Source organism: Kitasatospora sp. NPDC001603 (assembly GCF_040298365.1).
Classification (GTDB): Bacteria; Actinomycetota; Actinomycetes; order Streptomycetales; family Streptomycetaceae; genus Kitasatospora.
This window is the reverse complement of sequence record NZ_JBEPAA010000035.1, coordinates 35693-48195: the sequence shown is the minus strand read 5'-3', so window position 1 is coordinate 48195 and position 12503 is coordinate 35693. Positions and strand designations below refer to the sequence as shown.

Genomic DNA, 12503 nt, shown 5'->3' with positions numbered 1-12503 from the left:
GACCCGCCGCCCCTCCGTCGAGGAGCTGCGCGCGGTGATCCACCCGGAGGGCATGCTCCAGCGCCGCAGCGCGGAGCACTGGGCGGGCCGCCTCTACATGCGGCGGATCTCGCTGCGGATCACCCGCGTGCTCTCCACCGTGACGGCGATCACGCCCAACGGTCTGACCTACCTGATGATGCTGACCGGCATCCTGGCCGGTGCCGCGCTGATCGTCCCGGGCCTCACCGGCGCGGTCCTCGGCGCCCTGCTCATCCAGGTCTACCTGCTGCTGGACTGCGTGGACGGCGAGGTCGCCCGCTGGCGCCGGCAGACCTCGCTCACCGGCGTCTACCTGGACCGGGTCGGCCACTACATGTCCGAGGCGGCCCTCCTGACCGGTCTCGGCCTGCGCGGCTGCGACCTCTTCCACCGGAGCGGCACCGCCTCGCACTGGGAGTGGGCCTTCCTCGGCACGCTCGCCGCGCTCGGCGCCATCCTGATCAAGTCCGAGACGGACCTGGTGGACGTGGCCCGGGCCCGCAGCGGTCTCACGGCGGTCGAGGACAGCGCCTCGGTGCCGCGTTCCTCCGGCGTGGCCAGGGCCCGCCGGGCGGCCTCCTTCCTCAAGTTCCACCGGCTGGTGGGCGCGGTCGAGGCCTCGCTGCTCATCCTCGCCGCGGGCGTCGCGGACGCCGTGCACGGCGGACTGCTCTTCACCCGGCTCGCGGTGGTCGTGCTGGCCGCGATCGCGATGCTGCAGACCGTGCTGCACCTGCTGAGCATCGTCCTCTCCAGCAGGCTCCGGTGAGCGCCGTGACGGAGCACCTCCCGGCCGCCGCCGACACCTTCCGGCTCGGCGCGGTCATCATCACCATGGGCAACCGCCCGGCCGAGCTGAACGCCCTGATCGAGTCGGTCCGCGCCCAGGAGGGCCCGACCGTCGAACTGGCCGTGGTCGCCAACGGCGCCCCGCTGCCGCCGCTGCCGCCGGGCGTGCGCAGCGTCGAGCTGCCGGAGAACCTCGGCATCCCGGGCGGCCGCAACGTCGGCATCGAGCTGTTCGGCAAGGACGGCCGGGAGGTCGACGCCGTCCTCTTCCTGGACGACGACGGCCGGCTCCCGGGCACCGACTCGGCCCGGCTGCTGCGCGAGGCCTTCAGCGCCGACCCGGAGCTGGGGATCGTCAGCTTCCGGATCGCCGACCCCGACACCGGCGTCACCCAGCGCCGGCACGTCCCCCGGCTGCGCGCCAGCGACCCGCTGCGCTCCTCCCGGGTGACCACCTTCCTGGGCGGCGCGAGCGCCGTGCGCTGCACGGTGTTCGAACAGGCAGGCCAGCTGCCCGCCGAGTTCTTCTACGCGCACGAGGAGACCGACCTCGCCTGGCGCGCGCTGGACGCCGGCTGGGCCATCGACTACCGGGCGGACGTGGTGCTCCACCACCCGACCACCTCGCCCGCCCGGCACGCCACGTACTTCCACAACGTGGCCCGCAACAGGGTGTGGCTCGCCAGACGGAACCTTCCGGCCCTGTTCGTGCCTCTCTATCTGGGAACCTGGTTCCTGCTGACCCTGGCCCGCCGCCCCTCCCCGGAGGCGCTGAAGGCCTGGTGGGGCGGGTTCCGGGCGGGCTGGCGCGAACCCTGCGGTACGCGGCGGCCCATGCGATGGCGTACCGTTTGGCGACTGACCAGGCTGGGCCGACCGCCGGTCATCTGATCGTACGGTCGGGCGGCCCCGCGATGATTTGAACCGTACGGTTCAGTCGTCGTACGGTCGTCCGATCGCAGCGGCCGGTGACCACGCACCGGCCGGACTCCCCCGTGATCCGAGTGGATCCCCCTCGGCGGAAGGCCGGCGGACCCCCGTCGACCGGCCTCCCCGACGATCCCGCGCGAAGGACGAATGTGTCGACAGTGAGTGAACCCGTCAGCCTCTCAGCCCCGAGGGGGGCGGACGCGGGCCTGACCCCCAAGCAGCTTGCGGACAAGTACGGTCTCGCGGTCAGCGGCAGACGACCCGGCCTCGTCGCCTACACCAAGCAGCTGTGGGCCCGCCGGCACTTCATCTGGGCCTTCGCCACCGCCCGCCTGGTGGCCCAGTACACCGACGCCAAGCTCGGCCAGCTCTGGCAGGTCGTGACCCCGCTGCTGAACTGCGCGGTGTTCTACCTGGTCTTCGGTGTGATCCTGCGCAGCAAGGACGGGTTCCCGGACGGCACGTACACCGCGTGGCTCTGCATCGGTGTCTTCGTCTTCCAGTTCACCCAGAACGCGGTGCAGTCCGGCACCCGGGCGATCTCCGACAACCTCGGCCTGATCCGGGCCCTGCACTTCCCGCGTGCCTCGCTGCCGATCGCCTTCACGGTGATCCAGCTCCAGCAGCTGATGATCTCGATGGTGGTGCTGGTCGGCGTGGTGCTGGCCAGCGGCATCGAGCCCGGCCGGACCTGGCTCGCGGTGGCCCCGGCGCTCGTCCTGCAGTCGATGTTCAACACCGGGGTGGCCCTGGTGATGGCGCGGATCGGTTCCAAGACCAGTGACATCTCCCAGCTGATCCCGTTCGCGATGCGCGCCTGGATGTTCCTCTCCGGCGTGATGTTCAGCATCCAGGACAAGATCAACGGCTGGCCGGAGTTCTGGCAGAAGGTGATGCAGCTCAACCCGGCCTCGGTCTACATGGACCTGATCCGGCACGCCTTCGCGCCGGTCATCTACAACAAGCACGTCCCCCAGCACCAGGTGCTCCCGCCGCACCAGTGGGCGTACGGCATCGCCTGGGCGGTCGGGATGTTCGTGATCGGATACGTCTTCTTCTGGAAGGCCGAGGAGGAGTACGGCCGTGGCTGACACCGACCTGCGAAAGGGCCTGACCGTGCAGGACAGCGACGTCGCCCGCGAGCCCACCGTCGTCGTCGACGACGTGCACATCGTCTACCGGGTGCACGGCGCCGGCTCCGGCAAGGGCAGCGCCACCTCCGCGATCAGCCGGATCATCAGCCGCAAGCGCTCCGCGGGCGTGCGCGAGGTGCACGCGGTGCGCGGGATCAGCTTCACCGCGTACAAGGGCGAGGCGATCGGCCTGATCGGCTCCAACGGCTCCGGCAAGTCGACCATGCTGGCCGCCATCGCGGGCCTGCTGCCGACCGAGAAGGGCGGCATCTACACCAACGGCCAGCCCTCGCTGCTGGGCGTCAACGCGGCGCTGATGAACGAGCTCACCGGCGAGCGCAACGTCGTCCTCGGCTGCCTGGCGATGGGGATGACCCCGGCCCAGGTGCGGGAGCGCTACCAGGACATCGTCGAGTTCTCGGGCATCAACGACAAGGGCGACTTCATCTCCCTGCCGATGCGCACCTACTCCTCCGGCATGGGCGCCCGCCTGCGGTTCTCCATCGCCGCGGCGAAGACCCACGACGTGCTGCTGATCGACGAGGCGCTGGCCACCGGCGACCAGGCGTTCCAGCAGCGCAGCAAGAAGCGGATCGACGAGCTGCGCGGCTCGGCCGGTACGGTCTTCCTGGTCAGCCACGACAACAGCTCGATCCGCGAGGTCTGCGAGCGGACCATCTGGATCGAGGCCGGCGAGCTGGTGATGGACGGCCCGACCGAGGAGGTCGTGAGCCGCTACGAGCGCGGCGACCGGCCGTAGGACCGCAGGGCCCCGCACGGAGGGCCGGTGACCGGGGCAGCCCGGCCGCCGGCCCTCCGTCGTTCCCCGGCCCGCCCGACCCCGGGTGGGACCCCGCCGTCCCCCGGGTGGCCCGCCGCTGCCCGGGTGAGCGCCCCGCGCGCCGGGTGGGGCGCCCTTTTCCGGCGCGGGCGGTGGTGTCAGGCTGTAAGGCGCGGGGGTGGTGTGTCGCAGGTGACCCCCGATATCGGACGCGTGTCCGACTCGGGCCGGTCGTACCGAGCGGTGTAGAACGGGGGAGTGACAGCAGTGTCGGCTTCGGCCCAGCCCAGTAGTGAGTCCCGGCCCGGCGACGGGACGGCGGACGGTCCAGCGGGAGTGACCCTGGACAAGGCGAGCGCGGAGAACTTCCCGGTCGCCCCGTTCTTCCTGCCCGCCGCCTGGCGCGACGACCTGATGGCCGTCTACGGCTTCGCCCGGCTGGTGGACGACGCCGGCGACGGCGACCTCGCCGACCCGGCCGGCGCCGCCCGGCTGCTCGGGGTGGCCGGGCGGCCCCCCGCCACCACCCCTTCGGCCCAGCCCGCCCCGCCGGGTCCGGACGAGGTCGCCTTCCGGCTCGCACTGCTCGACGGGCTGGAGCGGGACCTCGACCGGGTCTTCGAGACCGCCCTGCGCCCCGCGGCCGCCGAGGCGCCCCGCCACCCGCTGATGCGCGCGCTCGTCCCGCTGGTGGACCGGCACGCGCTGACCCCGGAGCCGTTCCGCCGTCTGATCGAGGCCAACCGGGTGGACCAGACCACCGCCCGCTACGCCACCTACCGGGACCTGGTCGGCTACTGCACGCTCTCCGCCGACCCGGTGGGCCGGCTGGTGCTGGCCATCGCGGGCGTCTCCACGCCCGAGCGGATCGAGCTCTCCGACGCCGTCTGCAGCGGCCTCCAGGTGGTCGAGCACCTCCAGGACGTCGCCGAGGACCTCGCCCGCGGCCGGATCTACCTCCCGGCCGAGGACCTGGCCCGCTTCGGCGTCACCGAGGCCGACCTCGCCGCCCCGTCCGCCGGCGGCGCGGTGCGTGAGCTGGTCGCCTTCGAGGTCGGACGGGCCCGCACCCTGCTGGACCGCGGCGCGCCGTTGGTAGGTACGGTTCGGGGGAGGCTTCGACTGCTCCTGGCGGGATTCACCGCCGGCGGGTACGCGGCCCTGGCCGCCATCGAGGGCGCCGGGTATGACGTGCTCGCCCAGCAGACGAAGCCCGACAAGCGCCGCCTCGCAGCGAAGGCGGCGGCCATCTTCGCGAAGGGAAGGTGAACGCCCGAGTGGCGGCATCACCACTGGCGTCGGCGCAGGTCATGGCGGCGTACCGGTACTGCGAGGCAGTCACCGGACTGCAGGCCCGCAACTTCAGCTACGGCATCCGCCTGCTGCCGGAGCCGAAGCGGCTGGCCATGTCGGCCCTGTACGCCCTGGCGCGGCGGGTCGACGACATCGGCGACGGCGAGCTCCCCGCGGACCGCAAGGCCGAGGCACTGCTGCGCACGCGCGAGCTGCTGGACGAGATCCGCGCGGGGTCGGTGTCGGAGGACGACACCGACCCGATCAAGGTCGCCCTGGCGGACACCGCCCGGCGCTTCCCGATCCCGCTCGGCGGCTTCGACGAGCTGATCGACGGCGTCGAGATGGACCTGAAGGGCGCCGAGTACCAGACGTACGAGGAGCTCAAGGTCTACTGCCGCTGCGTCGCCGGCGCGATCGGCCGGATCTCGCTCGGCGTGTACGGCTGCGACGACCCCGAGCGCGGGGCCCGGTACGCCGACACGCTGGGCCTGGCGCTCCAGCTCACCAACATCCTGCGCGACCTGCGCGAGGACGCCCTCAACGGCCGCACCTACCTGCCCGCGGAGGACCTCGTCCGGTTCGGCTGCGAGCGGGGCTTCGCGCTGCCCAGGCCGCCGGCCGGCGCCGACTTCACCGGTCTGGTCGCCTTCGAGGCGGCCCGGGCCCAGGCCGCCTTCGAGGAGGGCCTGCGACTGCTGCCGATGCTCGACCGCCGCAGCCGCGCCTGCACCGCGGCGATGGCCGGGATCTACCACCGGCTGCTCGGCCGGATCGCGGCCGACCCGGAGTCGGTGCTGCGCGGCCGGGTCTCGCTGCCGGGCTGGGAAAAGGCGTACGTGGCGCTTTCCGGGCTCGCCGGGGGGCGTTCTTGATTCTCGCCGCACTTCTGTCACGCTGTGTCAGCGGGGAATCACTTATGGGTAGAGCCGTGTTGACCACCGTGTTGGGCACGACCGTGTTGACCACGAGCGCCCCGGACCGGACCGGGTCGGGCGCCGGACGTGAGGGGGAGGGCCGATGACCGGGCGAGCCGATGCCGCGCGCCCGGCCGCCGTCGTGGTCGGCGGCGGCCTGGCGGGCATCACCACCGCGCTCCGGCTGGCCGAGGCCGACCACCGGGTCACCCTCGTCGAGGGCCGTCCCCGGCTGGGCGGCCTGGCCTTCTCGTTCCAGCGCGGCGAGCTGACCGTCGACAACGGCCAGCACGTCTACCTGCGCTGCTGCACCGCCTACCGGGGCCTGCTGGACCGGCTCGGCGCGAGCCGGCTGGTCCACCTCCAGGATCGGCTGGACGTTCCGGTGCTCGGCGTGTCCGGGCCCGCGGCCGCGCCGGTGCGCACGCTCGGCCGGCTCCGCCGGGCGGGCCTGCCCGTCCCGCTGCACCTGGCCGCCAGCCTGGCCACCTACCCGCACCTGGCGCCCGCCGACCGGGCCCGGGTGGTCCGCGGCGCGATCGCGCTCCAGGGCCTCGACCTCGCCGATCCGGCGCTGGACGCGGTCTCGTTCGGTGACTGGCTGCGCCGCCACGGGCAGAACGAGCGCACCATCGCCGCGCTCTGGGACCTGGTCGGCGTGGCCACCCTGAACGCCCGGGCCGACCAGGTGTCGCTGGCGCTGGCCGCGATGGTCTTCAAGACCGGCCTGCTCTCCGATCCGGGCGCCTCCGACATCGGCATGGCAGCCGTCCCGCTCGGCGTGATCCACCACGACCGGGCGCTCGCCGAGCTGGAGCGCGCCGGCGTGCAGGTACTGCTGCGAGCCCGGGCGACCGAGCTCAAGCCGTCCGCCCCGCAGCACGCCGTCCGGCTGGAGAGCGGCGAGCTGCTCACCGCCGACACGGTGGTGCTGGCCGGCGCCCAGGACACCGCCGCCGCCCTGCTGCCGCCCGACGCCGTCGACGCCCAGCAGCGGCTGGCCGGCTTCGGCACCGCGCCGATCCTCAACGTGCACGTGGTCTACGACCGCAAGGTGCTGCGGCGCCCGTTCTTCGCCGCGCTCGGCTCGCCGGTGCAGTGGGTCTTCGACCGCACCGCGCACTCCGGGCTGGCCGCCACCGAGCTGGGCCGCGCCCACCCCGGGGCCCAGTACCTGGCGCTCTCCCAGTCCGCCGTCCAGGACGAGATCGACCTGCCGGTGGCCGAGCTGCGCCGCCGCTACCTGCCCGAGCTGGCCCGGCTGCTCCCCGCCGCCGGCGGGGCCGAGGTGCTGGACTTCTTCGTCACCCGCGAGCGCACCGCCACCTTCGACCCGGCCCCGGGCACGGCCGCCGTCCGCCCGACGGCCCGGACGCACGTCCCCGGCCTGCTGCTGGCCGGCGCGTGGACGGCCACCGGGTGGCCCGCGACCATGGAGGGCGCCGTCCGCAGCGGCCACGCCGCGGCCGACGCGGCGCTCGCCGGCGCCGGCACCCGGCTCCCGGTGGACCGCGGCGACGGGAGGTGGCCCCGGTGACCCAGGGCCCCGCCGCCGGTCCCGGCGACCCCGCGAGATCCGGCCGCCCCACCGCCGGCCGCACCGGTCTCATCGACATCGCAAGCGCCCGGCCGTCCCGCGCGGCCCGGCACCACCAGGGAGAGGGAACGCACGTGGAGTCACGCACCGGCACTGCCGTCGGAGGCACGGCGCACGCCGAACCGGTCTCGGTGCCGGAGCTGCTCGCCCGCAGCCGCACGCTCTGCACCCCGCCGTTGCGGGCCGCCGTCGCCCGTTTGGCCGCACCGATGGACACCGTCGGGGCCTACCACTTCGGCTGGATCGACCGGGACGGCACGCCGGCCGCGGGGGACGGCGGCAAGGCCGTGCGCCCCGCCCTGGCCCTGCTCTCGGCCCAGGCCGTCGGCGCCCCGGCGGAGGCCGGTGTGCCCGGTGGGGTGGCCGTTGAACTGGTGCACAACTTCTCCCTGCTCCATGATGATCTGATGGACGGTGACGAGACCAGACGGCACCGGGCCACCGCCTGGACGGTCTTCGGACCGGCCCAGGCGATCCTGGTGGGCGACGCCCTGGCGACGCTCGGTACCGAGGTGCTGCTCGACGCGGCCACCGCCGGTGGCACGAGCCCCGCCGACGCCGCGCGCGCCGTCCGGCTCCTCACCACCGCCACCCGTCGGCTCATCGACGGCCAGGCCATGGACGTCGCCTTCGAACAGCGGGACAGCGTCACCGTCGCCGAGTGCCTGGAGATGGAGGGCGGCAAGACCGCCGCCCTGCTCGCCGCCGCCTCCGCGATCGGCGCCGTCCTGGCCGGCGCCGACGACCGGGTCTCGGACGCCCTCCAGCGCTACGGCCACCACCTCGGACTGGCCTTCCAGGCGGTGGACGACCTGCTCGGCATCTGGGGCGCCACCGAGGTCACCGGCAAGCCGCACTGGGGGGACCTCCGCCAGCGCAAGAAGTCCCTGCCGGTGGCCGCGGCCCTCGCCGAGGGCGGCCCGGCCTCGCGCCGGCTCGCCGAACAGCTGGCCGACCCCTCGGGGCGCGGCGAGGAGAGCGAGCCCGAGCTCGCCGCCCGCGCCGCGCTGATCGAGCAGGCCGGCGGCCGTGCCTGGACCCAGGAGGAGGCCCGCCGCCAGCACACGACTGCCCTCGCCGCTCTGGACGAGGTGCCCATGCCCGATGTGGTGCGCGAGCACTTCGTCGCACTCGCCGAATTCGTGGTGGTACGAGAGAGGTGACGTTACGTTGACAGCAACCGCGGACGGCCGGCTCGACCCTGAGTACGATTCCGAGCCGGTCGCGGTGGGCGACCGCCCCCCGGCGCTGCTGAGCGCCGGTCGGTCGGCCGACCGGCCCGACCAGGAGCAGGACGGTCCGCTCTCGGCCGAGGAGGCACTGGCGCGCGCCACCACCCACCTGCTCTCGCTGCAGAGCTCCGAGGGCTGGTGGAAGGGCGACCTGGAGACCAACGTCACCATGGACGCCGAGGACTTACTGCTCCGGCAGTTCCTCGGGATCCGGACGGAGGAGCAGACCAAGGCCACCGCCGAGTGGATCCGCTCCCAGCAACGGGAGGACGGCACCTGGTCCACCTTCCACGGCGGACCGGCGGAGCTCTCCACCACGGTCGAGGCCTACGTCGCCCTCAAGCTCGCCGGTGACGATCCCGACGCCCCGCACATGCTCGCCGCCGCCCGCTACGTCCGGTCCGCCGGCGGCATCGCGGCCGCCCGGGTCTTCACCCGGATCTGGCTGGCCCTCTTCGGCTGGTGGCCCTGGGCGCGGCTGCCCGAGATGCCACCGGAGATCATCTTCCTGCCCAAGTGGCTCCCGCTGAACATCTACGCCTTCGGATGCTGGGCCCGGCAGACCATCGTGCCGCTCACCATCGTCTCGGCGCACCGCCCGGTGCGCCCCGCGCCGTTCCCGCTGACCGAGTTGCACACCGACCCGGAGAACCCCTTCCCCGAGCGCCCGCTCGCCCCCGCCACCACCTGGGACGGCGTCTTCGAACGCCTGGACAAGGTGCTGCACGCCTACCACCGCCGGGCGCTGCGCCCACTGCGCCGGCTCGCCCTCTCGCAGGCCTGCCGCTGGATCGTCGAGCGGCAGGAGGCGGACGGCTGCTGGGGCGGCATCCAGCCGCCCGCCGTCTACTCGCTGATCGCCCTGCACCTGGAGGGCTACGAACTCGACCATCCGGTGATGCGGGCCGGGCTCTCCTCCTTCGACCGCTTCACCGTGCACACCGAGGACGGCCGGCGCTGGCTGGAGGCCTGCCAGTCCCCGGTCTGGGACACCTGCCTGGCCACCATCGCGCTGGCCGACGCCGGGCTGCCGGCCGATCACCCCGCGCTGGTCTCGGCCGTCGACTGGATGCTCGCCGAGGAGATCACCCGGCGCGGCGACTGGTCCGTCCAGCGGCCCTCGCTCGCCCCCGGCGGCTGGGCGTTCGAATTCGAGAACGACACCTACCCCGACATCGACGACACCGCCGAGGTGGTGCTCGCCCTGCGCCGGGTGGCCCACCCCGATCCCGCCAAGGTGACCGGCGCGGTCGACCGCGGGGTCGGCTGGAACCTCGGCATGCAGTCCAAGAACGGCGCCTGGGGCGCCTTCGACGTCGACAACACCAGCACCCTGCCCAACAAGCTGCCGTTCTGCGACTTCGGCGAGGTGGTCGACCCGCCGTCCGCCGACGTCACCGCCCACGTGGTGGAGATGCTCGCCGAGGTCGGCAAGGGCAAGGACCCCCGCACCCGCCGGGGCGTGGAGTGGCTGCTGCGCAACCAGGAGGCCGACGGCTCCTGGTTCGGCCGCTGGGGCACCAACTACATCTACGGCACCGGCTCGGTGCTGCCCGCCCTGGTCGCGGCCGGCGTCCCGGACGAGCACCCGGCGATCCGCCGCGCCGTCCGCTGGCTGGAGGACCGGCAGAACACCGACGGCGGCTGGGGCGAGGACATGCGCTCCTACGAGGACCCGGCCCGCTGGGCCGGGCGCGGCGACTCCACCGCCTCGCAGACCGCGTGGGCGCTGATGGCGCTGCTCGCGGCCGGCGAGGGCCCGGACGGCCGGGCCAACCCGGCGGTCGTGCGCGGGGTCGACTGGCTGGCCCGCACCCAGCTGCCCGAGGGCACCTGGGACGAGCCGCAGTTCACCGGGACGGGCTTCCCGTGGGACTTCTCCATCAACTACCACCTCTACCGGCTGGTCTTCCCGGTCACCGCGCTCGGCCGGTACCTGCACGGCACTCCCGCCACCGGCCGGGACAGCGTCCCCGGCGCCAAGGGCGCCCCGGCCGGCGGCAGCCCGGTGATCGGGGCGGTCCGGTGAAGCCCGCTCCGCTGCTGGTGCTCTGCGCACTCGGCCCCGAGGTCTGGGCCCTGCGCGGAGGGGACTGGCGCGGCGCCGCCGGCGGGCCGCCGGTACTGGTCCGCACCGGTGTCGGTCGCCGCCGGGCCGCCCACACGGTCAGACGGCTGCTCACCTCGGCCCCCGGCGGCTACGGCGCCGTCGTGGTGGCCGGATTCGGCGCGGCCGTCGCGCCGGGAATAACACCCGGTGACGTGATCGTCGCGGACGGCGTGCGCGATGCCGAGGGGAACCTCTTCGCGGTCGACTCCGGGCCCGAGCTCAGCCGGGCGCTGAAGACGCGCGGGCTGACGGCCCACACCGGCGTGCACCACACCGCCGACCACGTGGTGCGCGGTCTGGAGCGGCGCGCCCTGCACCTGCAGGGCGCACTCGCCGTCGACATGGAGGCCGCGGCGGTCCTCGCCGCCCTCCAGGAGATCCGCCCGGCCCTGCCCGCCGCCGTCCTGCGGGTGGTGGTCGACACCCCCGAGCGCGAGCTGCTGCGCCCGGTCACCCTGCCGGCCGGCGTCCGCGCCTGGCGGACGCTGCGGGCCACCGTGCCCGCGCTGGTCGACTGGCACGAGCAGAACCGGCCGCGGCAGGCAGGCCCGCGGTCCGCAAGCCTCAACCACCCCACACCCTCGACGCTCCCTCAGGAGGCGAGCTAGCCATGGCCATGCCGTTGCGCCAAACCGTGCGGGTCGGCACCTACCTCATGCAGCAGAAGCTCAAGCGGCGGGACAAGTTCCCACTGATCGTCGAGCTGGAGCCGCTCTTCGCCTGCAACCTCGCCTGTGAGGGGTGCGGCAAGATCCAGCACCCGGCGGGTGTGCTGAAGCAGCGGATGCCGGTCGCCCAGGCGGTCGGCGCGGTGCTGGAGTCGGGCGCCCCGATGGTCTCGATCGCCGGCGGCGAGCCGCTGATGCACCCGCAGATCGACGAGATCGTCCGCCAGCTGGTGGCGCGCCGCAAGTACGTCTTCCTCTGCACCAACGCGCTGCTGCTGCGCAAGAAGCTGGACAAGTTCACCCCCTCGCCGTACTTCACCTTCACCGTGCACATCGACGGGCTGCGTGAGCGGCACGACGCCTCGGTGGCCAAGGAGGGGACCTTCGACGAGGCGGTGGAGGCGATCAAGGAGGCCAAGCGGCGCGGCTTCCGGGTCACCACCAACAGCACCTTCTTCAACACCGACACCCCGCAGACCATCATCGACGTGCTGGACTACCTCAACGACGACCTCAAGGTCGACGAGATGATGATCTCTCCGGCGTTCGCCTACGAGAAGGCGCCCGACCAGGAGCACTTCCTCGGCGTGGAGCAGACCAGGGAGCTCTTCCGCAAGACCTTCTCCGGCGGCAACCGGCGCCGCTGGCGGCTCAACCACAGCCCGCTCTTCCTGGACTTCCTGGAGGGCAAGGTCGACTTCGAGTGCACCGCCTGGGGCATCCCCAACTACTCGCTCTTCGGCTGGCAACGCCCCTGCTACCTGATGGCCGACGGGTACGTGCCCACCTACCGCGAACTGATCGAGAAGACCGACTGGTCGAAGTACGGCCGCGGCAAGGACGCGCGCTGCGCCAACTGCATGGCGCACTGCGGCTACGAGCCGACCGCCGTCCTCGCCACCATGGGCTCGCTCAAGGAGTCGCTGCGCGCGCTCACGGAGACCGTCGGCGCCAACCGCGGTCACTGACCGCGCCCCGCCCGGCACGGGGCCGCCCCCGTGCCGGGCGGTCCTGCCACAGGGGGGGCACCAC

General features: G+C 73.4%; 11 protein-coding genes. All 11 read left to right on the top strand.

Features of this window, described 5'->3' with window-relative positions:
• Window positions 1-52 precede the first annotated feature (52 nt).
• The 11 genes from ABT263_RS22115 (at window position 53) to hpnH (ending at window position 12439) form a co-directional block, all read left to right on the top strand.
• The gene (locus tag ABT263_RS22115; protein ID WP_329492346.1) at window positions 53-790 is read left to right on the top strand and encodes a CDP-alcohol phosphatidyltransferase family protein; all 738 of its coding nucleotides are present in this window, start codon (window positions 53-55) and stop codon (window positions 788-790) included.
• 65 nt (window positions 791-855) lie between these two features.
• On the top strand, window positions 856-1701 hold the full coding sequence (locus ABT263_RS22110) for a glycosyltransferase family 2 protein (RefSeq protein WP_329492347.1): 846 nt from the start codon (window positions 856-858) through the stop codon (window positions 1699-1701).
• Window positions 1702-1889: 188 nt separating this feature from the next.
• Window positions 1890-2831 (top strand): ABC transporter permease, encoded by a 942-nt coding sequence (locus tag ABT263_RS22105; protein ID WP_352292454.1) that lies wholly within the window; start codon window positions 1890-1892, stop codon window positions 2829-2831.
• Entirely contained in the window at window positions 2824-3633 is an 810-nt protein-coding gene (locus ABT263_RS22100) for an ABC transporter ATP-binding protein (protein ID WP_329490721.1), read from the top strand. Before ABT263_RS22105 ends, ABT263_RS22100 begins: the two co-directional genes overlap by 8 nt.
• Window positions 3634-3990: 357 nt before the next feature.
• Complete coding sequence (gene hpnC / locus ABT263_RS22095; RefSeq protein ID WP_329490722.1) at window positions 3991-4923, top strand: squalene synthase HpnC; 933 nt, start codon at window positions 3991-3993, stop codon at window positions 4921-4923.
• A 41-nt stretch (window positions 4924-4964) separates the two neighbouring features.
• Window positions 4965-5822, top strand: coding sequence for a presqualene diphosphate synthase HpnD (hpnD, locus tag ABT263_RS22090; RefSeq protein WP_329492348.1), 858 nt, complete (start codon window positions 4965-4967; stop codon window positions 5820-5822).
• Window positions 5823-5967: 145 nt separating this feature from the next.
• Window positions 5968-7401: a hydroxysqualene dehydroxylase HpnE gene (hpnE, locus tag ABT263_RS22085; protein ID WP_352292452.1), complete on the top strand. Its 1434-nt coding sequence runs from the start codon at window positions 5968-5970 to the stop codon at window positions 7399-7401.
• 134 nt (window positions 7402-7535) lie between these two features.
• The gene (locus tag ABT263_RS22080) at window positions 7536-8624 is read left to right on the top strand and encodes a polyprenyl synthetase family protein (RefSeq protein ID WP_502885845.1); all 1089 of its coding nucleotides are present in this window, start codon (window positions 7536-7538) and stop codon (window positions 8622-8624) included.
• 7 nt (window positions 8625-8631) lie between these two features.
• Complete coding sequence (gene shc, locus ABT263_RS22075) at window positions 8632-10722, top strand: squalene--hopene cyclase (protein ID WP_502885844.1); 2091 nt, start codon at window positions 8632-8634, stop codon at window positions 10720-10722.
• Complete coding sequence (locus ABT263_RS22070; RefSeq protein WP_352292450.1) at window positions 10719-11411, top strand: 5'-methylthioadenosine/S-adenosylhomocysteine nucleosidase family protein; 693 nt, start codon at window positions 10719-10721, stop codon at window positions 11409-11411. Before shc ends, ABT263_RS22070 begins: the two co-directional genes overlap by 4 nt.
• Window positions 11412-11413: 2 nt before the next feature.
• Window positions 11414-12439 carry an adenosyl-hopene transferase HpnH gene (hpnH, locus tag ABT263_RS22065; RefSeq protein ID WP_329490725.1) on the top strand — a complete coding sequence of 342 codons (1026 nt, stop codon included), beginning with the start codon at window positions 11414-11416 and terminating at the stop codon, window positions 12437-12439.
• The last annotated feature ends 64 nt before the right edge of the window (window positions 12440-12503 follow it).